21 protein-coding genes, 1 pseudogene and 1 riboswitch are annotated in these 22392 nt (G+C 37.3%); of the genes and pseudogenes, 16 read left to right on the top strand and 6 right to left on the bottom strand.

Annotation, left to right across the window (positions count from 1 at the left end):
* Nucleotides 1-11 precede the first annotated feature (11 nt).
* From C2I06_RS17605 to C2I06_RS17585, 5 genes are read left to right on the top strand one after another with little or no spacing between them, the layout of a single operon-like run.
* Entirely contained in the window at nt 12-1343 is a 1332-nt protein-coding gene (locus C2I06_RS17605; protein ID WP_123258547.1) for a glycoside hydrolase family 28 protein, read from the top strand.
* Entirely contained in the window at nt 1344-2240 is an 897-nt protein-coding gene (locus C2I06_RS17600) for a dienelactone hydrolase family protein (protein WP_061796992.1), read from the top strand.
* Complete coding sequence (locus C2I06_RS17595; protein ID WP_204259823.1) at nt 2210-3097, top strand: pectinesterase family protein; 888 nt, start codon at nt 2210-2212, stop codon at nt 3095-3097. Before C2I06_RS17600 ends, C2I06_RS17595 begins: the two co-directional genes overlap by 31 nt.
* Nucleotides 3098-3122: 25 nt before the next feature.
* Nucleotides 3123-3566: a DUF4064 domain-containing protein gene (locus C2I06_RS17590; protein WP_123258546.1), complete on the top strand. Its 444-nt coding sequence runs from the start codon at nt 3123-3125 to the stop codon at nt 3564-3566.
* Entirely contained in the window at nt 3547-5115 is a 1569-nt protein-coding gene (locus C2I06_RS17585) for a glycoside hydrolase family 43 protein (RefSeq protein ID WP_123258545.1), read from the top strand. The genes C2I06_RS17590 and C2I06_RS17585 overlap by 20 nt, the downstream gene beginning before the upstream one ends.
* A 189-nt stretch (nt 5116-5304) precedes the next feature.
* Here the strand turns inward: C2I06_RS17585 and C2I06_RS17580 are convergent, their stop codons facing one another.
* The 3 genes and pseudogenes from C2I06_RS17580 to C2I06_RS17570 form a co-directional block, all read right to left on the bottom strand.
* The gene (locus tag C2I06_RS17580; protein WP_123258544.1) at nt 5305-6177 is read right to left on the bottom strand and encodes a glycine betaine ABC transporter substrate-binding protein; all 873 of its coding nucleotides are present in this window, start codon (nt 6175-6177) and stop codon (nt 5305-5307) included.
* A gap of 48 nt (nt 6178-6225) precedes the next feature.
* Nucleotides 6226-7056, bottom strand: coding sequence for an ABC transporter permease (locus tag C2I06_RS17575; protein WP_095329438.1), 831 nt, complete (start codon nt 7054-7056; stop codon nt 6226-6228).
* Nucleotides 7053-8254, bottom strand: a pseudogene (locus C2I06_RS17570) (quaternary amine ABC transporter ATP-binding protein). The gene C2I06_RS17575 and the pseudogene C2I06_RS17570 overlap by 4 nt, the downstream one beginning before the upstream one ends.
* 617 nt (nt 8255-8871) lie before the next feature.
* On the opposite strand from C2I06_RS17570, the gene C2I06_RS17565 reads away from it, so the two are divergent.
* A complete protein-coding gene (locus tag C2I06_RS17565; RefSeq protein WP_095329440.1) occupies nt 8872-9954 on the top strand; it encodes an NAD(P)/FAD-dependent oxidoreductase in 1083 nt (360 codons plus the stop codon).
* 2 nt (nt 9955-9956) lie between these two features.
* Here the strand turns inward: C2I06_RS17565 and C2I06_RS17560 are convergent, their stop codons facing one another.
* Both C2I06_RS17560 and C2I06_RS17555 read right to left on the bottom strand, forming a co-directional pair.
* Nucleotides 9957-10571, bottom strand: a complete 615-nt coding sequence (locus tag C2I06_RS17560) for a hypothetical protein (RefSeq protein WP_123258543.1) — start codon at nt 10569-10571, stop codon at nt 9957-9959.
* 43 nt (nt 10572-10614) lie between these two features.
* Nucleotides 10615-11406, bottom strand: a complete 792-nt coding sequence (locus C2I06_RS17555; RefSeq protein ID WP_123258542.1) for a hypothetical protein — start codon at nt 11404-11406, stop codon at nt 10615-10617.
* 478 nt (nt 11407-11884) lie between these two features.
* On the opposite strand from C2I06_RS17555, the gene C2I06_RS17550 reads away from it, so the two are divergent.
* The 6 genes from C2I06_RS17550 (at nt 11885) to C2I06_RS17525 (ending at nt 17036) form a co-directional block, all read left to right on the top strand.
* A complete protein-coding gene (locus C2I06_RS17550) occupies nt 11885-13057 on the top strand; it encodes an ABC transporter substrate-binding protein (RefSeq protein WP_095329442.1) in 1173 nt (390 codons plus the stop codon).
* 168 nt (nt 13058-13225) lie between these two features.
* Entirely contained in the window at nt 13226-14101 is an 876-nt protein-coding gene (locus tag C2I06_RS17545; protein WP_047940874.1) for a branched-chain amino acid ABC transporter permease, read from the top strand.
* A gap of 12 nt (nt 14102-14113) precedes the next feature.
* Nucleotides 14114-15049, top strand: coding sequence for a branched-chain amino acid ABC transporter permease (locus C2I06_RS17540; protein WP_123259183.1), 936 nt, complete (start codon nt 14114-14116; stop codon nt 15047-15049).
* Nucleotides 15042-15824, top strand: coding sequence for an ABC transporter ATP-binding protein (locus C2I06_RS17535; protein ID WP_123258541.1), 783 nt, complete (start codon nt 15042-15044; stop codon nt 15822-15824). The genes C2I06_RS17540 and C2I06_RS17535 overlap by 8 nt, the downstream gene beginning before the upstream one ends.
* A complete protein-coding gene (locus C2I06_RS17530) occupies nt 15824-16531 on the top strand; it encodes an ABC transporter ATP-binding protein (RefSeq protein ID WP_061796971.1) in 708 nt (235 codons plus the stop codon). The genes C2I06_RS17535 and C2I06_RS17530 overlap by 1 nt, the downstream gene beginning before the upstream one ends.
* 178 nt (nt 16532-16709) lie before the next feature.
* Nucleotides 16710-17036, top strand: a complete 327-nt coding sequence (locus tag C2I06_RS17525; protein WP_123258540.1) for an MGMT family protein — start codon at nt 16710-16712, stop codon at nt 17034-17036.
* Between the two features lie 85 nt (nt 17037-17121).
* On the opposite strand, the gene C2I06_RS17520 is transcribed toward C2I06_RS17525, so the two are convergent.
* Nucleotides 17122-18072, bottom strand: coding sequence for an L-lactate dehydrogenase (locus C2I06_RS17520; protein ID WP_095329446.1), 951 nt, complete (start codon nt 18070-18072; stop codon nt 17122-17124).
* A 358-nt stretch (nt 18073-18430) separates the two neighbouring features.
* Nucleotides 18431-18530, top strand: a riboswitch (TPP riboswitch).
* Between the two features lie 117 nt (nt 18531-18647).
* Between C2I06_RS17520 and tenA the strand changes: the two genes are divergently transcribed.
* From tenA to C2I06_RS17500, 4 genes are read left to right on the top strand one after another with little or no spacing between them, the layout of a single operon-like run.
* On the top strand, nt 18648-19334 hold the full coding sequence (tenA, locus tag C2I06_RS17515; RefSeq protein ID WP_095329447.1) for a thiaminase II: 687 nt from the start codon (nt 18648-18650) through the stop codon (nt 19332-19334).
* The gene (locus C2I06_RS17510; protein ID WP_123258539.1) at nt 19331-19927 is read left to right on the top strand and encodes an ECF transporter S component; all 597 of its coding nucleotides are present in this window, start codon (nt 19331-19333) and stop codon (nt 19925-19927) included. The genes tenA and C2I06_RS17510 overlap by 4 nt, the downstream gene beginning before the upstream one ends.
* Nucleotides 19905-21518, top strand: a complete 1614-nt coding sequence (locus C2I06_RS17505; protein WP_123258538.1) for an ABC transporter ATP-binding protein — start codon at nt 19905-19907, stop codon at nt 21516-21518. Before C2I06_RS17510 ends, C2I06_RS17505 begins: the two co-directional genes overlap by 23 nt.
* On the top strand, nt 21484-22218 hold the full coding sequence (locus tag C2I06_RS17500; protein ID WP_123258537.1) for an energy-coupling factor transporter transmembrane component T family protein: 735 nt from the start codon (nt 21484-21486) through the stop codon (nt 22216-22218). The genes C2I06_RS17505 and C2I06_RS17500 overlap by 35 nt, the downstream gene beginning before the upstream one ends.
* Nucleotides 22219-22392: the final 174 nt, after the last annotated feature.

Raw genomic sequence — 22392 nt, 5'->3', positions numbered from 1 at the left:
GAGATTATAAAATGAGCGATTATATTATCACTGAATTCGGTGCAGAGAATGATGGGAGTATATGTACAGAGTCGATTCAGAAGGCGATAGATAAGGCATATGAAAATGGAGGAGGCAGAATTGTTATCCCGCCAGGCGAGTTTTTGACAGGTGCGCTTTTTTTAAAGGATCATATTGAACTTCATTTAGCCGCAGGAGCAGTATTGAAATTCTCTAATCAGCAAGCAGACTATTTCGTTGTTACATCTAGATGGGAAGGTGTAGTTAGAGAAGTATATGCTTCATGCTTATACGCAGAAAATAGCCAGCATATTGCGATCACTGGCTTTGGAACCATTGACGGAAATGGAGAGAAATGGTGGCAACTTTTTCGAAATGAGCGAGAGAAGCTGCTTTATCCGCGGCCAAAATTGATTAGCCTAGATGGTTGTGAAAACATATCGATTAAAGATGTGACCTTAATAAATTCTCCAAGTTGGACGGTTAACCCCATATGCAGTAACAACATTACGATCGATAATATAAAAATCAATAATCCGCAAGATTCACCAAATACAGATGGCATTGATCCGGAATCCTGCATGAATGTTAGAATCAGTAACTGTCATATTGATGTAGGGGACGATTGTATTGCGATTAAGGCAGGAACAGAGGACACTGCAGAACGGATAGCTTGTGAAAATATAACGATTACAAATTGTACCATGGTTCATGGACATGGAGGAGTAGTGCTTGGCAGTGAAATGAGCGGAAATATCCGAAATGTCACCATAAGTAATTGCGTCTTTCAAGATACTGATCGTGGCATTCGGTTGAAGTCGAGACGAGGACGTGGGGGAGTAGTTGAAGACATTCGTGTAAGCAATATCGTAATGGAAGGTGTAATGTGTCCGTTCATTTTAAATTTATATTATTTCTGTGGGCCTAAAGGAAAGGACAAATACGTATGGGATAAAAATCCTTACCCAGTAACTAATGAGACTCCGATGTTTAGGCGCATTCATTTTGCCAATATAACGGCTAGGAATGTTCAGGCTGCAGCCGGATTTATTTACGGTTTAGCCGAGCAATATATATCAGAACTAACTTTTAATCAAGTGGATATTTCATTGGCGGTAGATGCGATTCCTGGAAAACCAGCAATGATGGCAGGCATAGAAGATATGAATAACCGGGGCTTTTATGTAGGCTTTGCAAAGGATATTTTATTTAACCGGGTGACGATTGAAAACCATGAAGGTCCAGCTTTTTTTCTAGAAAATTGTGAGGATATCGAGTTAATAAACTGTAAGTCTAAAAATACAAAGAAGGAAGAAGCGCTTTTAAAGGAAGTGAAGGCATAAGTGGAAAAACAGCGAAAAAGGCTAATCGAGTTATTAGGGGATTATCCACATGCAAAGGATAGGAAGGTGCAGCTAATAAGGAGAGAAGAGAAGGATAACTATGTATTAGAAAGCCTCATGCTGCAATTAAATGAGGAGGAATCCGTACCCGCTTATGTTGCTAAACCTCTAAACAAGGAAGGTCCACTGCCTATCGTCCTTTTTAATCATTCACATGGAGGGAATTTCGATCAAGGAAAAGAAGAGCTGTTAATAAGTAACAGTTATTTACAATCTCCCTCTTTTGTCGAGGCTATAACGACTTTAGGATATGCCGTTGGATCCATTGATATGTGGGGATTTAATGAGCGGAAAGGTAAATTAGAGAGTGAATTAGTTAAAGAAATGTTATTAGATGGAAGATCGCTATGGGGGATGCGGATCTTTGATAATATTGCTTTTCTAGATTATCTTGTAGACCGGCCAGATATCGACCAAAACAGAGTAGCGACGATTGGAATGTCAATGGGAGGCCTTATGAGCTGGTGGATGGCAGCACTAGATGAGCGTATAAAAGTAACCGTAGATATAGCTGCACAGGTACATATAGAAACATTAAGGCAGAAACGGGGGCTAGATCATCATGGTTTTTATTATTATGTGCCAGGCTTTTTAAAGCAGTTTTCTACTTTAGCTGTACAATCGTTAATTGTCCCAAGACCGCGCTTGAGTCTTGTTGGAAAAGATGACCGCATGTGTCCGCTGGAAGGCGTAATGCTGCTAGATGAGGAATTAGGAAAAATATATGGAAAATATGATGCAAAAAATCAGTGGAACAGCCAAATTGTAACTGGCGGTCATCAAGAGACAAAGGAAATGAGAAAGCAATGGGAAAACTTTTTGCAGAAGCATTTATGAAAAATGAACTTCAATTTGTCATTGGGAAAGGCAATGATTGTGATTTTACGAGTATTCAAGAAGCCATTATGCATTGTTCCAATATCGAGAGACCTGTTACATTCATCATCCTAGGTGGAGATTACTATGAAAATATCCTTCTTTATCAATCAAATCGCAAGTTGTTTGGAATAGGGACGGTCAGAATTATTGGAAATAAATATGCACGGCAATTGGATGAGTTTGGTTGTGAAATTGGTACTTTTCAAACAGCGACTCTTTTTATCAATGGAGAGAATATCTGGATAGAAAATATCGAAATCATAAATAATTCGGGGCCGGGAGAAATAGTGGGGCAAGCAGTTGCTTTATATAATGAAGGAAACAAAGTTAGCTTTAAAAATTGTTCCATAAAAGGGTACCAAGATACCGTTTGTCTCGGTCCATTGCCAGATGTACAAAAGGATGGAACTCCTTTTACAACTCCAGAAATAAAAAATAACTTTCAGAACAATATAACAACCTTTATCCATTGTTCTATTGAAGGAACCGTTGATTATATATTTGGTGGAGGAGAAGCAAAGTTTGAAGAATGTGAATTGAAATCTCTTAAACGGCCTAACAACCTGCCAGGATATATTACGGCAGCAAGTACTGCAACCGGGAAAAATGGCTTCCTATTTTCTCGTTGCTATTTAACAGCAGATAAGGATGTAACAAATGTCTTTTTAGGGCGGCCGTGGAGACCATACGCCAATGTAACCTTTTCTCAATGTAGAATAGGGACTCATATTCACTCGGATAAATGGGACGATTGGGGAAAGAAGGAGAATCGAGAAACAGTAACATTTCGGGAAATAGAAAATTACTACAGGTAGAGACTAGGAGAAGGGAACGAGGGAAATGAAACGGAAATGGGAAGTAATAATTGGGATGGCAGGAATGGTGTTATGTGTCCTATTTCTAGGAGGATTTTCACTAACAATGACCTCTATGGATATAGAAACATATAAAGAAACAGTGTTTCCTATTCTGCAGGAAGGTGTCTCTTTCGGTGAGATGCAGGATAGTTTAGAAGCCATGAATGTCTTAGCTATATGGTTCGGTATTACACTAGTACTTGTCCTAGCATTTGTTATAGTTGCGACAGCTTTCATCTGGAGAAATCGACATCCGAGATGGGCTGGAGTCCTCTATCTCGTTGCTGGATTTTCAACATTGATAGGTACCCAGTTTATTGCTTTTCCTATCGCCTTTCTCTTTTTTTTAGCAGGAACGTTATGTTTGTTGCGAAAAGGAGTTAATGTGAGTCAGAAAGGAGAAGGCTATGTATCGAACCACTGTTAAAAATCCTATTTTACGGGGGTTTAATCCAGATCCCAATATTTTAAGAGTAGATGACACTTATTATATTGCTGTTTCCTCTTTTGAATGGCTGCCAGGAGTACGAATCTATCAGTCTAATGATTTAGTAAATTGGGAACACGAAACAGATATTATTACGAATCAAGTTGATTTAAGAGGCAATCCACAAAATGGTAGCATATGGGCTCCGCAAATTAGTTATTCAGAGGGGCTGTTCTACCTAATTTATACAGATGTTAAAAGTACAAAAAGACCATTTAAGGATTGTCATAACTATTTGATTACCGCGCCAAATATAAATGGTCCTTGGTCAAGTCCTGTATATCTAAACAGCAGTGGATTTGACCCATCCTTATTTCATGATAAAGATGGACGTAAATGGCTGTTAAATGAAATTTGGGATTATCGCATGATAACAGGAAATAAATCAGCAGGTATTGTCATGCAGGAGTATGATGCTAAGAATCAAGCGCTGATTGGATCCGTTTATAAACTATTTGATGGGACAGAATTAGCTAAAACGGAAGCTCCTCATCTCTATCAATATGGAGGCTATTATTACTTAATAACGGCAGAAGGAGGGACTGGGAAAGGGCATTCAGTAACTGTCTGCCGCTCAAAGGCAATAACAGGACCCTATGAATTAGATCCAGAATATCCTATGCTTACAGCTAGTGATAAACCTGAGTCATCGCTCCAATGCTCAGGACATGGAAGCATCGTGCAGACGCCCCTTGGAAATTGGTATATGGTTTATTTATGTACTAGACCATTACAAAATAAAGCTGCGATACTAGGAAGAGAAACAGCGATAGAAGAGGTTTATTGGACAGAGGACGGCTGGCTGCGCCTTTCATCTGGTACAAATGGTCCCAGTCTGGTGACTGAAATTGTTACGCACGAACAAGTAATTTTTCAAAACAATACAGATTTTGAGGATGACTTTGCTGGCCCTTTAAAAAAAGAGTGGAATACTTTACGTATTTTAGCAGATGACTCTTGGTGTGATTTAACAAGTAGATCTAATTATTTACGTATGTTTGCAGGGGAATCCATTCAGTCCATGTTCGAGCATCATATTCTTGCCATTCGTCAAAAGGACTTTCACTTTCAGGCAGAAACAAGCGTAGCATTCCATCCTACTACCTTTAATCAAATGGCTGGTCTCATGCTTTATTTAAATGATAGCAATTATCTATATGCTTACGTGACATTTGATGAAGAAAAAGGCCAAGTTCTTCGCTTTATGCGTTGTGAAGATGGGCAATTTCAACTAGATCCAGCCATCATCACTATTACTGCAGGAGAAGTGCAGCTAAAGGTTATTGGAAACGGAGCGAGAGGAACCTTTTACTTTCGTTCAGATGAAGAACATTCTTGGCAAGAAATAACCAGCAGCCAAGATATTCTATTTTTAGCAGGGGGATTTACCGGAAATTTCATTGGGATAGCAGTCCACGATATGGATAAAAAAGCAAGTACATACGCTGATTTCGCATACTTCCGTTATGAGGGATTAGATAATAATTGAGTGGATCTACTTCTGTCATTTCCCATAGTAATGTAATAACGAAGCGGATCGGTGCTAGCGCTGTGGATAGCAATCCTCTTTCCAAAAATAAAAAAGCCCGAACAATTATATGAAAATCGCATAAGAATCTCCATATAATTGTTCGGGCTTATATTGGTTGGAATATCGGTGTCCCAACCGCTTCATTATTTATTTCCCTAACATAGCATTTACTTTATCCTTATTATTATCGATCCATTCCTGTGCAACTTCTTCCTCATCAGCGCCATCTTCGATTTTAACAATCATTTCTTCAATATCCTCAACAGGCATGCTCCAGTGGCTGAGGAATTCATAAACCTCAGGGGATTTTTCTTTTAGACCATTATTTACGACTACGTGAACTTCTGATGTCTTAAAGAAACTTTTTGGATCTTTCAATACTTTTAAGTCATAATCAACAAACATTGGATGTGGGCGCCATCCTAAGAAAAGGACAGGATCGCCACTTTTGATAAACTTAGAGGCTTGTGCCAGCATACCACCTTCACTAGAAGCAACATATTCTAAATCTAATCCATATTCTTCAATCATTTCCTTAGAAGTGACGGTCATTCCGGCACCTTCTTCAATACCGTACACTTTTCCGCCAAAGAGATCTTCTTTTCCTTTTAAATCTTCTACGCTATCAATGCCCTCTACATTAGAGGGAATGACCCAGCCGAGCTCCCCTTCTTTATAGCTGACTGCTAAATCTTCCAATTGATTTTTGTATCGACTCATATAATTTGCATGCATATCAGGTAGCCAAGCATCCATAAATACATCTAAGTCACCGCGGGAAAGTCCTGTATAAACGCCGCCGGCATCAGCATTACTCTCCTTAACCGTATAGCCCATATCTTCTAATAATAGTTTAGCAACTTTTGTTGGCGGAATAGTACTAGTCCAAGGAGTAACACCGAAAGTAACAGTTTTAGAATCTCCTGACTCGCTACCTCCTGTATTTTGGTTTTGGGAGGAACAGCCAATTAAAAGAGTGAATAGTAGTAACATCAAAAAGCTAAGTTTTAATTTTTTCATAAATTCGTATACTTCCTTTCTCCTGTTAATTTGGTAGATTGTTTGTTTTTATGCTTTTTTTCCTAATCCCTGTGTTATTCGATCCAGGATGATGGCGAGAACAACAATTCCAAGTCCACCAGTAAGACCTAATCCAACATTTACACTAGAGATACCGGATAAAACAGTGCTTCCTAGTCCAGGAGAACCAATCATAGATGCAATAACAGCCATGGATAATGCCAACATAATCGTTTGGTTAATTCCAGCCATAATAGTTGGGATGGCATTAGGTAACTGAACTTTTACGAGCAACTGCCAAGAAGTAGAACCAAAAGCTTTAGCAGCTTCTACAATATCAGCGGGAACTTGTTTAATGGCCAAGCTTGTCATACGGACTGCTGGCGGAGTAGCAAAAACAAAGGTAGAGATAACTGCTGGGACTTCCCCTAAACCAAAGAGCAGGATAGCAGGGATTAAATACACAAAACTAGGTAGTGTTTGCATGAAATCAAGTAATGGTCGGATAATATGATCCAATGTTCGATTTTTAGCAGTGAATATTCCTAAAGGAACCCCAACAACAATAGAGAAAAAGGTTGCTACAATAACAATAGAGAGAGTTTGCATAGCGCCTGTCCATAGACCTACCGAACCTAAGTAAAGAGCACCAATAATGGTAAAAAGAGCTATTCCTTTTCCCGCAAGGCGCCAAGCTAAAAGAGCTAAAAGGATTGCTATTATTTCAGCAGGGATGAAGGTAAATAAATTGGTGACAGCATTTATAAATACGCTTAACACTCCGCTGAAGGAGTTGAAAAAGTCACCTAAAACTGGCAGCAGCCAATTGTCTACAAATTGATTTGTCCATTCTTCTAATGGAAAGAAGAAGTAGTTCATATGATAGCCTCCTTTTGTTCTTTTCCGAGAATCAGTCCAGACAATATAGAGACTCGAACGATGATTCCTAACAATCTATTATTTTCTGTAACGGCAATAGGGAATTTTGATTCTGCTGCAACCCCAATTAAATCGTTTAATGGGGTATCGTATGTAGTAGAATGGAAGTCGTGTTCTAATACGTCTTCAACCCACTTATTTTCCTTATAGGCATTAATGGCAGCATCAATAGTAAGAATGCCTTTTAACTGTTTATCCTTATCTACTACGAAGATACTGGATAGACCAGCTTCTTCCATTTTTCTTACGGCCATTCTCGGACCATCCTTCCAAGTGGTAATAAGATCGGGCTGTTTCATAATTTGACCAGCAACTAACACTTTCGAACGGTCAACATCTTCTACAAATGTCGATACATAGTCATTCGCTGGATTTTCTAAAATTTCTTCAGCTGTCCCTAACTGTACAATCAAGCCATTTTTCATAATGGCAATACGGTCACCGAGTTTAAGAGCCTCATCTAAGTCGTGAGTGATGAAAATAATTGTTTTTCCAAGCTTGTTTTGTAAACGGATGAGTTCATCTTGCATTTCTTTACGAATAAGAGGATCTAATGCACTGAATGCTTCATCCATTAGAAGGATATCACTATCATTTGCTAATGCTCTAGCAAGACCTACCCGTTGCTGCATCCCGCCACTAAGTTGATTAGGGAAACTTGCCTCATAGCCTTTTAGACCGACATCATGAATGGCTTTAAGAGCTTTTTTTGAACGATCACTTCACTCTGCGGATGTCCTTGGATTTCTAAACCATATTCAACATTTTCTTGCACGGTTCGATTTGGAAATAACGCAAAATTCTGAAAAACCATACTGAGCTTTTTACGTCGTATATCGATAAGTTCCTTTTTATTCATGGTAGTAATATTTTTCCCGTCAATTAGCACTTCACCTGAGGTTGGCTCAATCAGGCGGTTAATGAGACGTATAAGCGTAGATTTTCCACTGCCGGATAATCCCATTATGACAAAGAATTCTCCTTGTTTTACTTGGAAAGAAGCATTATCAACACCAATTGTCATTCCTGTTTCTTTCAGTATTTTTGTTTTATCTTCGCCAGCCTTTAGTCTTTTCAGCCCTTCTTTTGGGTTTCCCCCAAATATTTTTGTAAGATTTTTAACTTCAATTTTAGGCATTAATCACTTCTCCTTCTTTTTTATTTGAGAGAATTTCCGAATATGGATAAATAAATAGGAAATAAAAAATAAAACTGATTATTTATAGAGGAATAGTAGGAATTAAGCGAGTATTATGGCAATACTTTTAGTGGAACTTTGGGTGAAAATTAGTGTGATATAGTATTACTTGCTTGTTGTTACTCCCAGTATGGTAATGGGACTTATCCATATCCTTCTCCTGTAGAGTCCTTCTTATTATATAAAACAAATAAAAGACAGTGCAAACGTGAAAATATAGCATATACAGTTTATATCGTTCGTAAAGTTTTTTCTGATTAAATTAAATATACTGTATACTTATAAATACTACCTGATTCACTAAATAACTCAAGATTCTGCACTTTTAGTGTATAAAAAGAAACGTACGATCTAAAACTGGCAGTTAGTTCTATATTTTGAGTAGAGAGATTGTTTGATTTCACAAAATGTTGTTTAAAAGTTACTAGATAGGATTGAAAAAGTTCCAAAAACAAGGTAGTATGTAAATGAGAATGATAATCAATTTAACTAATAAACAGAATGAGTTAATCATATATAGATAGTATAAAACTTTCATTATAGGAGTGAGCGGGTTAATGGAGCATACAGAACTATTCGATGTGACGATAATTGGCGGCGGGCCAGCAGGTCTATATTCTGCTTTTTATAGTGGGCTTAGAGAAATGAAGACAAAAATTATTGAATTTTTACCACAGTTAGGCGGAAAGCTGCATTTATATCCAGAGAAAATGATCTGGGATGTTGGCGGCATCACTCCAATGCCAGGGGAAAGGTTGAGAGAACAGCTTGTCCAACAGGGGTTGACCTTTAACCCCGAAGTAGTGACAAATACGAAGATTCATTCTATCTCCAAAAATGAAGAAGGAATTTTCTTGCTGGAAACAGATTCCGGAGAAGTTCATTATTCCAAAACAGTCATTGTGGCAGTAGGAAGCGGAATCGTCACTCCACAAAAATTAAAAATTGAAGGTGCCGAAAGATTTGAAGTGGCAAACTTAAACTATACGGTAAAATCTTTAATGCATTTTAGAGATAAAGTGGTTGTTCTTTCTGGAGGAGGAAACTCTGCAGTGGACTGGGCTCTTGAACTAGAGCCGATAGCTAAGAAAGTGTATTTAACATGTAGAAAAGATACACTTGCTGGTCATGAGGCAAAAGCGAGAGAATTGCTAGAAAGCAATGTAGAGTGTTTGTTCCATACCTCTATTACTAAACTGATTGCGAATGAAAATCATGATCGTATTGATTCTGTTGAATTAACGAATACACAATCAGAAGAGGTTAAGACTTTAAAAGTAGATGAAGTAGTTATCAACCATGGCTATGAAATGGATTCGTCGCTTTTAAAAAATAGTAAATTAAAAATTGACATGCTTGAAGATTTTTACATAGCAGGTAATGTTAATAGTGAGACATCTGTGCCAGGAATATTTGCTGCTGGAGATATTCTAAAGCATGAAGGCAAAGTCCATTTAATTGCTGGTGCTTTTCAAGACGCTGCAAACGCAGTCAACAAAGCTAAATTGTATATCCAGCCAGAGGCAAGTAATAGCGCAATGGTCTCATCACATAATGAACTATTTGAAGAGAAGAATAAAGAATTAATAAAAAATATGATTCAATGCGATGATTGTTCAGTAATGAAAATCCGTGCTTAATTTCAATTGATCGTTACATGGTGCAATATTTTTAATAGCATAGACAAAAGAGCTATTGGAGAAGGCGGATTTCCGCTTATCCAGTAGCTCTTTTTTGTTAGATGAGAAATGGCTGCAAAGTAGCGTGTTTGGCTGATACCCGTGTTGCTTTGGCTGATAAATTTGAACTTTGTCTGATACCCGTGTTGTTTTGGCTGATAAATTTGAATTTTGGCTGATACTCGGGTTGTTTTGGCTGATAAATTTGAACTTTGTCTGATATCCGTGTTGTTTTGGCTGATAAGTTTGAACTTTGTCTGATACCCGTGTTGCTTTGGCTGATAAATTTGAAATTTGGCTGATACCCCTGCTGTTTTGGCTGATAAATTTGAAATTTGGCTGATATCTGGGTTGCTTTGGCTGATAAATTTGAAATTTGGCTGATACCCGTGTTGTTTTGGCTGATAAATTTGAAATTTGGCTGATACCCGTGTTGCTTTGGCTGATAAGTTTGAATTTTGGCTGATATCCGGGTTGTTTTGGCTGAAAAAACCGAACTTTGGCTGATATCCAGGTTGTTTTGGCTGATAAAACTGAATTTTGGCTGATACCCGTGTTGCTTTGGTATAAAAAATCAAGATTTAACCGGAATCCAGTTGTTTTTCACTAAAGCAATACGAATTATTCTGTTGAGACAGTCATCATTAAAGCATTTATCGGTACTTCTCCTGTTTCTAAAGTATAAACAATATTTCCTTCTTCCCATCTCGCCATACTCTCAACTTTATCGGCATTTTCCGGATAATTTACTTCTATTCTTCCATTTTCTTGTGGGACTGGCAGAGCATTTTCCTCCAAATAATCTACCATTTTTCTTGCGATATCAGTAGTGTCTAACTTATCAGCAGAAATGGATTTAATTTGTACTACCCATCGTCCCTCTTTCCAAAGTAAATACGAACTTCCCGCTGCTCCTTCCTTCATTCCTGTAATTTTATGTCCTAAATCTACCTTCATTTCATCTGGAATAGAATCTAATGAAGTCTCGGGAAAAAGCTCCTCTTGGTTGTTTTTATCATGGAATGTTTCTGCTTTAAACGTAGCAAGCAAATTACCATTTGTGTCTAAAGATTTATCATTGATAGAGACAGGTTCTTGTGTTCGATAGAACGAAATAGAATATTGGTCTGTTTCATTTTTATTAATTTTAGCTCCAACATATTCGGAATCAGTGATTGGGAATTTCATCGGTAATTTATTACCTTGCATCTTGAGCATAGAGCGAATTTCTTTCATCTGTTCATTGTTTGATGGGGATTTCTCCGTAGTTTGTTCCGTCTTCGTATTAGCTTGTCCAGCTGCGTCGGCTTTCTCCATTGTCGGCAGTTTTGATTGACTTTCTGCTGGTCCATTGGAGCAGCCACCTGCTATAAGTGAAAAGATAAAGAGTGAAGAAAATAGAATTTTTTTCATTCATCGTACTCCTTTCTATACCTTATTAATACTGTATATTCCCTAAAATAAGAAAAAAATGAGTTATATAAAAAATTTTTAAAAATTTATGGATGAATTTTTGAGAAGGAAAGTCGCGATTGTGTGAGAAAAAGTAACTTATATCCATGACAAATAGGGATGAATTGTTAAGGGGACATGGGAACCTTTTTATTTTGGTAAAAATACTAACAAAAGTAAGAAGATTTATTTTATATTTGACAGAATTGTTAAAAAATATTTGAAATTTATTCCTTTAAACGTTAGAAATAGTAACGTTATGGTGAAGTTTGTCGGCTATTGATTATTTTTGTCTTGTTCGTTATGATTAATTTCGCAATATAAAAAAGATTAGAATAGTCTGACTAGTTAAATTAATGGATTTGATAAGCACTTATAATTAATAGGTAGTATTATTTTCTTTTTATTGTCAGAATAATCAAACAAAAGGAGGATTTGTATGAAGAAAAAATTAAGTCTTTTAATTACCGCTTCTACCTTAGTTGCTGGAATGTTGGCTGGGTGTAGTGCTGGTGGTAAAAATGCATCAAAAGAGGATGAATTTAAGGTTGGAGTGAACTTGGAGCTTTCTGGAGCTGTTGCATCATATGGACAATCATTAGAAAGCGGTATTGATTTAGCTATTAAAGAGATTAATGCAGATGGTGGAATAGATGGCAAGAAAATAGTTCCTGTTAAGGTAGATAATAAATCTGATTTAACGGAGGCAACTAATGGTGCATTGAAGCTAATCGACCAAGATAAGGTTTCGGCAATTATAGGGGCAGCTACAAGTGGTGATACAGTAGCACAAGTGCAAATAGCTAATGACAAGCAAACAGTCTTATTAACTCCATCGGGTACAGCACCAAACGTTACGGTTAATGAGGATGGAAAGCTAAATGAGTATGCATTCCGTACATCCTTTATTGATCCATTCCAAGGAAATGTGGCTGCAAATTTTGCTATCAATGATTTGAAAATTAAAAATGCTGCCATTTATGCGGATAGTGCAAGTGATTATGCAAAAGGATTAGCAGCAGCATTTAAAGAAACCTTTACAGCTGCTGGTGGAAAAATAGTTTCAGAAGAATCTTATGTTGCAAAGGATACAGATTTTAGCGCAACACTAACGAGAATTAAAGGGAAGAATCCAGAGTTTGTGTTTATTCCTGGCTATTATGAAGAAGTGGGCTTAATTATTAAGCAAGCGCGCGAAATGGGTATAACAGCTCCTTTTATGGGTGCTGATGGCTGGGATTCTCCAAAATTAATTGATTTAGCAGGAGCAGAGAACTTAAATAATACGTTTATTACAAACCACTATTCTTCGGAAGATCCAGATGAGAAAATTCAAAAGTTTGTTTCAGCATTTAAGGATGAATACGGAAAAAGCCCAGATGCATTTAATGCTTTAGGCTATGATTCTGTTTATCTATTAAAAGATGCTGCTGAAAGAGCAGGAAGTACTGATTCGGATAAGATTAAAGAAGAATTGGCAAAAACAAAAGATTTATCGCTGATTACTGGGATAGTGACAATCGATGAAAATCATAACCCAATCAAATCAGCAACAGTTTTAGAATATCAAGATGGAAAACAAGTATTTAAAACAAAGGTTGATCCAAAATAAGACTTGGTGGATGGGGAGGGTGAGCCTCCCTATTTTCCATGGAAGGAAAATTAGAGATAAAAGAATGATAGAGATAGAGAGTATAAACAAAAACGTTTTTTATAAGAATTAATTAGTAGTAGGCTATGTGAAAAAGTTATTGCTTAGCAAAAGGGAGTGAATAAATAGATGGAATGGATACAACAGCTAGTTAACGGCATTTCCTTGGGAAGTATATATGCTCTTATCGCCTTAGGATATACGATGGTATATGGAATTATTAAACTTATTAACTTTGCTCATGGCGATGTATTTATGGTGGGAGCATTTATTGGCTTTTATGCTATTACTGGTTGGGGACTTAGTTTTTTTCCAGCATTGATTGTTTCCATGATTGCTTGTGCTATCTTTGGAATTATCATTGAAAGAATTGCATATAAACGGTTGAGAAATGCGACAAGAATTGCTGCCCTCATTACAGCAATCGGGGTTTCTTTATTGATTGAGTATGTTTTTATTTATTTTAGAGGTGCGGGCTTAGAAACCTATCCAAGTGTTTTACCAACAAAGACATTTGATGTGTTTGGGGCACAAATTACAAGTAAGTCCCTAATTATTTTAGGAACGTCGGTTGGATTAATGTTGATTTTGCAATTTATCGTTCATAAAACGAAGACAGGAAAAGCAATGCGGGCGGTTTCTCATGATATAGACGCTGCAAGATTAATGGGGATTAATGTAGACCGGACTATTTCCGCTACTTTTGCCATTGGTTCTGCTTTAGCGGGAGCAGCAGGCGTTATTTTTGGCGCTTATTACACCAAAATTGAACCGCTAATGGGAGTTATTCCAGGATTAAAGGCATTCGTTGCCGCTGTTTTAGGGGGGATAGGCATTATTCCAGGCGCGATGATTGGCGGACTTATCTTAGGGGTAGTTGAAACGGTTGTTAGTGCTTTAGGTTTTTCTTTATGGAGAGATGCTGCGGCTTTTATTATTTTAATTTTGATTCTTATCTTTAAGCCATCAGGCATTCTTGGTAAGAATACAAAAGAGAAAGTGTAGGTGACTGGAAGGGTGAAAAAATCAAAAGCTTTTTGGATATTCCTTATACTGTCCGCACTTATTTACGGCGTAATTCAGTTCCTGATGATTGGAGGCTGGATTGACACTTTATACAGCAATATGATTATTTTAATGGCTATCAATATTATGCTGGCAGTTAGCTTGCATCTTGTCATAGGAATTACCGGACAATTTTCAATTGGGCATGCTGGCTTTTTGGCGGTAGGGGCATACGTATCAGCAATTGCAACGATGAAGTTTCAAATGCCTTTTCCAATTGCTATTTTAGCTGGTGGAATTGTTGCCGCACTAGCTGGACTATTAGTTGGAATTCCAACCTTGCGATTAAGAGGCGATTATTTAGCCATCGCCACATTAGGATTTGCAGAAATTATTCGGATTTTCTTCTTAAATATTGATTATGTCGGTGGGGCAGCGGGAATGCAGATTACTCATTTGACTACTTGGACAAGTACGTTTATTTGTTTATTTATTACTATTCTAGTCATTGTTAATTTTACTAATTCAAGACATGGCCGTGCAGCCATTGCAATTAGGGAGAATGAAATTGCAGCAGATGCAATGGGAATTAACACAACTTATTATAAGGTTGCCGCTTTTGCATTAGGGTCTTTATTCGCTGGGGTAGCCGGTGCGCTTCAAGCTCATAACTTTTATATTATTAACCCAACTAACTTTGGATTTTTAAAGTCCTTTGACATTTTGATTTATGTGGTCCTTGGAGGATTAGGGAGTTTATCAGGATCTGTTATTGCAGCAAGCTTCTTGACTATTATTTCTACTTATCTTCAAGATTATCCAGAAACGAGAATGATTATATATAGCCTTGTTTTAGTAATCGTCATGCTCTATCGTCCAAAAGGATTAATGGGAACAAAGGAAATTACAGATTTGTTTAAACGCAAAGGAGGTAATTCTAATGACTAAGAAGGAACCTTTATTGCAAATGAAAAATGTCGGTATTTCTTTTGGAGGTTTAAAAGCAGTGTCCGCGATTGATGTAGAGCTGAATCAAGGAGAGCTAATTGGACTAATAGGCCCAAATGGAGCGGGGAAAACGACTACCTTTAACATGTTAACGGGTGTATATGCACCAACAGAAGGAGAAATTCTTTTTGACGGAAAAAGCTTAAAGGGTTTGCAGCCTTTTCAGGTAACACGCAGAGGGATTAGTAGAACCTTTCAAAATATACGTTTATTTGAAGAACTATCTGTTTTAGATAATGTAAAGGTAGCATACCATTCTTTGGCTAAGCACTCTATGCTAAGCAGTATTTTGCGGCTCCCTTCCCATTTTAAAGGGGAGAAAGAAATGGAGGAAAAATCTATAGAGTTTCTTAAGATTTTTCAACTCGACCGATATATGGAGGAAAAAGCGAAAAATCTTCCGTACGGCCAGCAGCGCCGCTTAGAGATAGCAAGAGCTTTAGCGGCAGGTCCTAAATTGCTGCTATTGGATGAACCTGCTGCAGGGATGAATCCCCAAGAAACACATGAACTGATGGAATTGATTGCTTTTATTCGCAAAAAGTTTCAGCTGACCATTTTACTTATAGAGCATGATATGCCTCTTGTTATGGGGATTTGTGAACGAATTTATGTTTTGGATCATGGGCAACTGATTGCAGAGGGTACACCTGAAGTGATTAGAAATCATCCAAAAGTAATCGAAGCTTATTTAGGAGAGGAGGTTGCTGAATAATGCTCCATATAAAGGATCTAAATGTATATTATGGAAATATTCAGGCGTTAAAGGGAGTAACGCTTGATATTAAGGAAGGAGAAATAGTAACGCTTATTGGTGCGAATGGTGCGGGGAAAAGTACATTATTAAAGACATTATCCGGTCTAATCAAGCCCAAAAAGGGTTCTATAGAATATTTAGGCAAGTCTATTGCAGGAAAGCCTGCACAATCGATTGTAAAGGCAGGTATGTCACATGTTCCAGAGGGAAGACGTGTCTTTTCTAATATGACTGTGGAGGAAAATCTTGAACTAGGTGCCTTTTTACGAAAAGATAAACAGGAAATTCAGAAGAATTTACAAAAGGTTTATGAGATTTTTCCGCGGTTATTTGAAAGAAAAAAACAATTAGCTGGTACTTTATCTGGTGGAGAACAACAAATGCTGGCAATGGGAAGAGCTATAATGGCAAAACCGAAATTGCTTCTTTTAGATGAGCCCTCCATGGGATTAGCACCGATTATTGTTCGTACCATCTTTCAGGTTATTCAAGAAATTAATGAAGAAGGAACGACGGTTTTATTAGTGGAGCAAAATGCCCATATGGCATTATCGATTGCACATAGAGGATATGTCATTGAAACAGGAAAAGTGGTTTTATCAGGATCTGCACAAGAATTACAGGAAAGTGATGAATTAAAGCAGGCTTATTTGGGTGGGCATTAATAGTAGATTTGGAAGAACTGGTTATTCACTGGAATAACAGTTCTTTTTTTATTTCTTGAAGAGTCTCCCGGTTGAATCAACATTTCATTTTCTCTCTTGCTCTATCATAAATGACAGATACACTTTTTAAGTGGAAAAGAATTTTGTTAGAATAGTAGTAAATATAGGAGGAAAGATGATGACCCCTTTTACAAAAAAAGCAGTGGAGATTATTGCAGATATTCCAGAAGGAAAAGTAATGACCTATGGGCAGATAGCTGCTGTAGCTGGAAGTCCTCGGGCAGCAAGACAAGTTGTTAGAGTTCTTCATACCTTATCAGAAAAATACCAACTTCCTTGGCATAGAGTGCTTAATAGTAAAGGCTGTATTGGATTAAGCGGTGAACATGGCCAGCTTCAAAGAAGATTGCTAGAAGCAGAGGGAATTGTATTTCAACAAAACGGATCGATTAATTTAAGAGAATATGGATATGAACCGCTGAATTTTATCGATGAACGGATCTAGGAGTGATTAGTAGACTGCTGAAATCATAAAAAACATAGCAGTAAAAAAACCTATTGCTGCGTTCGCAATAGGCTTTTATCCCTTATTAATTTAGAGCTGATTTCATTGTTTGTTGTAAAATTTCGACAGAATGGTTAAATTGTTCTGTTTCCTTTTCATTTAATTCTAGCTCCAGTACTTCACGGATTCCTTGGCGGTTAATAATGGCAGGTACGCCAATATAGATGTCTTTATGACCATATTCACCATCTAGGTATGCAGATACTGGTAAAATAGAGTTCTCATTGCCAAGAATAGCTTTTGTAATGCGGACAAGTGACATGCCAATTCCATAATAAGTGGCACCTTTGCGCTCAATAATATGATAAGCTGCATCGCGGACGTTAATGAAAAGTTCATCTAAGTCTTTTTGAGAGTATTTGTCATTTTTAGCAAGCTTTGTTTCAATGCTTTCTAATCCAATCGTTGTACTGCTCCATACAGGCAGTTCCGTATCTCCATGTTCACCGATAATAGCAGCATGGATGTTTCGTGTATCAACATCGAAATACTCACCTAGCATATAGCGGAAACGGGCAGAATCTAATGTGGTTCCAGAACCGATTACGCGTTCCTTCGGAAGTCCAGATTCTTTCCAAACCACATAAGTCAGAATATCAACAGGGTTTGTCGCAATTAAATAAATTCCATCAAAACCGCTAGCAGTAATTTCTTTTACAATACTTTTAAAAATAGCTGTATTTTTGGCAACTAAATCTAAACGAGTTTCTCCTGGCTTTTGAGGTAGACCAGCAGTAATGACAATTAAGTCAGCTTCTCCACAGTCTGAATAGTCGCCAGCCCATACTTTCGTTGGTGCTGGGGCAAATGGGATACCATGGTTTAAATCCATTGCTTCCCCTTCAGCTCTTTCTTTATTGACATCAATCAGAACAAGCTCTTCTGTAACGCCTTGATTAATTAATGAATAAGCATAGCTGCATCCTACGGCACCTGTACCAATTAAAACGACGCGGTTAATATTTTGCTGTTTCATTATTTTGCAACTCCCTTTTTCTAAATGAATAGATTAATAGTTTTTAGAGCTATTTATTACTAAATGGAGAACAAATTCGTTAATCATTTACTTTGCTGTTACTTTTCTCCATAATATCTTATCATTCTTTCTTTTGTAAAATGTTATTACTGTTTATATAGTGATTATACACTTAAACTTTGTGAAAAACATCACATGAATATGTCTATTTTGTGAAAGTTTCTAAAAGATCAACGGAAAATATATATTTAAGTTTCCCTTCTAATAGGAAGGATAAACAGAATAATCAAAAAGTATCAGTGAAAAATGATTGACAAAAATTATGTGTATTCGGTAATGTAGTAAGTAATTGAATAGGAAAATCCACTAGGGGAGCCTTTTTGGCTGAGACAAGATTACTTGGACCCTTTGAACCTGATCTAGTTCATACTAGCGTAGGAAAGTGGAGTCGGCCCATTGAATATTAGTGTTTTATTTATTCATTATAAAGCCACTCCATTTTTTGGAGTGGCTTTTTTGTATACAAAGTTACTCCATGTTTTCCTTTTCAATAAAAATTAAAGGAGGAAATGGACATGAGTTTTTCACAAGAATTACGTGCACAGGCAGAACCAATTTTTCAGGCAATTATGGAACATCCATTTGTACAAGGAATTGCTAAGGGGGATTTAAAGAAAGAGCAGCTTATACATTATGTGAAACAAGACTTTGAATATTTAAATGCTTTTATGAAAATTTATGGATTGGCGATTTCAAAAAGTACGAACAGACAAGACATCGAGCTATTTAATAACCAAATTTCCTTTGTGCTTCATAGTGAGATACACCCTCATAATAATTTTTGTGAGGTAGCAGGTGTTAAATATGAAGACCTACAAGGATTCCCAGTAGCTCCCGCTGCTCACCATTATATTCGCCATATGCTAACAGTTGCCCATCAAGGAGGAATTGCTGATATTATCGCAGTGCTTTTACCTTGTCCATGGACGTATGTAGAAATCGGGAAAAAACTTTTAGAAGAGGTAAACCCAGATAGTACCCATCCTTTTTATGACTGGATCCATTTTTATGGGGATGGTCCTATGACAGTTACTACTCCGCTTTGTCAGCGATTAGATGAACTTGCTGAAACCCTTAATGAAGAACAGAAGGAAAAGTTAAAGGAATACTTTTTATTAAGCTGTCAGCTAGAATATAAGTTTTGGGATATGGCATACCAGGTGGAGGAGTGGCCAGTAAAGACGTTTGAGGTGTCTATATGAACTGGAAAGTTAAAGAGGTTGTCTTACTAGTAGTGATTGCCGTAGCATGCGGTGTTCTCTATATGGGCTGGTCCACTTTATGGCTCCCTATTTCGGCACTTGTCGGCCCAGTTGGTGCTAACTTTATGTTTGGTATATGGGTGATAGCCAGTCCCATAGTTGCCTTTATTCTGCAGAAGCCAGGGGCTGCTTTAATTGCAGAGGTAGTAGCAGCTTCGGTCGAGCTCTTGATTGGCAGTCACTTTGGTTTATCAGCACTTTTAATTGGCGTATTCCAAGGAGTCGGGGCAGAAATAGCATTTGCGATTTTTCGTTATAAAAAATACCATGTTTCTGTCTTAATGTTATCTGGAGGATTGGCAGCTTGTGGCAGCATACTATATAGCCTTCTAGCAAATGGTTTTTCTTATTATACGACAACGACACTTTTATTAACCTTTGTTATTCAAGTAATAAGTAGTCTTATTTTGGGTGGATTATTAGCAAAGGCAATTGTAGAGGGACTTGGAAAAACAGGAGTCTTAAATGGTTATGCGATTTCTAAAGTGAATCGAAAGAAGGAGAGTAATGATGAGTTCATTGTTAGGATGTAACCATCTGTCTGTGCGCTTCTTGGAGGATAGGGAACCTGTCCTCCAAGAAGTGACACTACATATTAATCAAGGAGAAAAAGTATTAATCCTAGGTCCAAGCGGCAGTGGAAAATCTACTATTCTATCTGTTTTAGCGGGCATTATTCCAGAACATATCGAAGCATATGTATCGGGAGAAGTGATTAGGAGAAAAGGCACAGGGGTTCTTTTCCAAAATCCTGATACCCAGTTTTGCATGCAGCATGTTGATGAAGAAATTGCCTTTAGTCTCGAAAATAGAAAAGTACCCAGGGAAGAAATGGATGCCATTATTTTTGAACTTCTTGAAAAGGTAGGACTAACAATAGAGCCGCATACTCCTATTGCAAATCTTTCAGGGGGAATGAAACAGCGTCTAGCACTGGCCTGCCTTTTAGCATTGGAGCCAGAGGTGCTTTTTTTAGATGAACCAACAGCACAGCTAGATCCGGCAGGTAGAAAAGAAGTCTTTGAGGTAATGAAAGATACTGCCGCTGGAGCTGGGCAAACAATGATAATGGTAGAGCATGTGTTAGATGGCTGTATCGAATGGATGGATCGTGTCATTCTTTTCAATAAAAAAGGGCAAATAATTGCTGATGGCGCCCCAGCTATGGTAGTTAAACAATATAAAGCGGAGATGCGAGAGGCAGGTATATGGCTTCCACAAGTTTTTCCATATAAGTGGGAGGATATAATCCAAAATGAAAATCATTCGAGAAGACGAGAATTAATAAAGGCATATGAAAGAAAAAGGACAATGGCTCTTGAAATAAAACCCGACCCTATTCTGGAAGTGAACAATTTAACAGCTGCTTACCTTAAAGAGAACATTTTAGAAAACATCGAGTTAACCGTAAATAAAGGAGAATGGATTGCTGTTATTGGTAATAACGGTGCGGGAAAAAGCACCTTTTTAAAGCTGATTGCTCATCTTAAAAAAAGCCAAAAAGGAGACATCTGCTTTCATGGCAAAGATCTGAAAAAGTGGAAAGACAGAGAGCTGTATCAGCACTTAGGATTTGTATTTCAAAACCCTGAGCTCCAATTTATTACTCAAACGGTTTTTGATGAAATATCATTCTCCGGTATTCAATATCAATGGGAAAAAGCGGCTATTCATAAAAGAACGACAGAGCTTTTGCAGGAATTTGGATTAGAGCCTTATAAAAATCAACATCCTTTCACCCTTAGCTTTGGGCAGAAAAGAAGATTAAGTGTAGCTACGATGCTGTTATTAGATCAAGATATTCTTCTATTAGATGAACCTACCTTTGGGCAAGATGCAAAATCGTCGCATGATTTATTACAGGTTCTTGAAAAAAGAAAGAAAGAGGGAACTTCCATTATTATGGTTACACATGATATGGATATAGTGGATCAATATGCAGACAAAGTCGTTGTCCTACAACAAAAGAACCTAGTTTTTGCTGATCAGCCGTACTCGCTTTTCTCCAATCAAGAGCTTTGTAAAAGGCTAGCTATTATTCCTCCTATTCATTATCAATTAATCGCTGATTTAAAGGAGGCGGAAGACAATCAAAAGCAACGAGTCTTATCTATCACAACTTAATCCAGCGATGAAATTAATGACCCATATCATACTAATGGTTATTTTAATGACGATTCAAAGCGCCTTTTCGACTGTAGCAATTTGGCTATATGTGTTAATACTTGGTTTAACATTGGGGGGATGGAAAGGTAAATTTCTTGGTAAAGTGCTTCTCCCATATTCTATTTTTTTTGTACTTACCTTTTGGATGTTAGCGGCATTTGGAAAAGGAGAAACAGTCGTTTGGAAGTGGGCTTGGTTTCAAGTAACTGAGGAAAGTATCAATAGTGGTTTGCTTATTGCCATGCGGATGCTGGCATTTGTGACTATCGGATTGCTTTTTACAACCACCACGAATTTATACGAATTAATGATGAGTCTTATCCATCAATGGAAATTATCTCCGAAATGGGCATATGGAATGATGGCTGGTTTTCGCTGTATACCGATGTTTCAATCAGATCTTGCCCAATTAAAGGAAGCCCATCGAATCCGAGGTTATAAACATAGCGGTACCTGGAAGGCTTTCCTCCGCTATGCAGTTCCCTTGTTAACACAGGCAATTCGCCGTTCCGAGCAAATGGCGATGGCAATGGAAGTAAGAGGATTTACAGGAGAAAAAGATAGGACATATTTTCAAAAAACTTCTATTACATTATTTGATTATTTATATTTTAGTATGATGATAGTTATTGCTATTTGTATTGCTGTATTTATATAGGTCTTGGCAGTTCAGATCCCACATTTATTCATATCTTCCGGAATGTATACGAAGGGAAATGAATAAATTGTAGGGATCTATTTTTATTAGGAAAATATGGACAAATAACGCCTTTCTCCCTAATCTCAAATATTTATTTTAATTGTATTGACACTACCTGTATATACAACTATA

This window comes from Niallia circulans, from assembly GCF_003726095.1.
GTDB lineage: Bacteria > Bacillota > Bacilli > Bacillales > Cytobacillaceae > Niallia > Niallia circulans_A.
Note: the sequence above shows the minus strand (reverse complement) of the source record. Positions and strands in the feature narration are given on the sequence as shown.

What these genes read in the sequence shown, in the direction of transcription:
- C2I06_RS17505 (WP_123258538.1), top strand. Translation starts at nt 19,905, where the DNA reads ATGAGTTCATTGTTAGGATGTAACCATCTGTCTGTGCGCTTCTTGGAG.
- C2I06_RS17575 (WP_095329438.1), bottom strand. Translation starts at nt 7,056, where the DNA reads ATGAACTACTTCTTCTTTCCATTAGAAGAATGGACAAATCAATTTGTA.
- C2I06_RS17530 (WP_061796971.1), top strand. Translation starts at nt 15,824, where the DNA reads ATGCTCCATATAAAGGATCTAAATGTATATTATGGAAATATTCAGGCG.
- C2I06_RS17595 (WP_204259823.1), top strand. Translation starts at nt 2,210, where the DNA reads ATGGGAAAACTTTTTGCAGAAGCATTTATGAAAAATGAACTTCAATTT.
- C2I06_RS17535 (WP_123258541.1), top strand. Translation starts at nt 15,042, where the DNA reads ATGACTAAGAAGGAACCTTTATTGCAAATGAAAAATGTCGGTATTTCT.
- C2I06_RS17520 (WP_095329446.1), bottom strand. Translation starts at nt 18,072, where the DNA reads ATGAAACAGCAAAATATTAACCGCGTCGTTTTAATTGGTACAGGTGCC.
- C2I06_RS17525 (WP_123258540.1), top strand. Translation starts at nt 16,710, where the DNA reads ATGACCCCTTTTACAAAAAAAGCAGTGGAGATTATTGCAGATATTCCA.
- C2I06_RS17550 (WP_095329442.1), top strand. Translation starts at nt 11,885, where the DNA reads ATGAAGAAAAAATTAAGTCTTTTAATTACCGCTTCTACCTTAGTTGCT.
- C2I06_RS17590 (WP_123258546.1), top strand. Translation starts at nt 3,123, where the DNA reads ATGAAACGGAAATGGGAAGTAATAATTGGGATGGCAGGAATGGTGTTA.
- C2I06_RS17580 (WP_123258544.1), bottom strand. Translation starts at nt 6,177, where the DNA reads ATGAAAAAATTAAAACTTAGCTTTTTGATGTTACTACTATTCACTCTT.
- tenA (WP_095329447.1), top strand. Translation starts at nt 18,648, where the DNA reads ATGAGTTTTTCACAAGAATTACGTGCACAGGCAGAACCAATTTTTCAG.
- C2I06_RS17510 (WP_123258539.1), top strand. Translation starts at nt 19,331, where the DNA reads ATGAACTGGAAAGTTAAAGAGGTTGTCTTACTAGTAGTGATTGCCGTA.
- C2I06_RS17555 (WP_123258542.1), bottom strand. Translation starts at nt 11,406, where the DNA reads ATGAAAAAAATTCTATTTTCTTCACTCTTTATCTTTTCACTTATAGCA.
- C2I06_RS17565 (WP_095329440.1), top strand. Translation starts at nt 8,872, where the DNA reads ATGGAGCATACAGAACTATTCGATGTGACGATAATTGGCGGCGGGCCA.
- C2I06_RS17585 (WP_123258545.1), top strand. Translation starts at nt 3,547, where the DNA reads ATGTATCGAACCACTGTTAAAAATCCTATTTTACGGGGGTTTAATCCA.
- C2I06_RS17545 (WP_047940874.1), top strand. Translation starts at nt 13,226, where the DNA reads ATGGAATGGATACAACAGCTAGTTAACGGCATTTCCTTGGGAAGTATA.
- C2I06_RS17605 (WP_123258547.1), top strand. Translation starts at nt 12, where the DNA reads ATGAGCGATTATATTATCACTGAATTCGGTGCAGAGAATGATGGGAGT.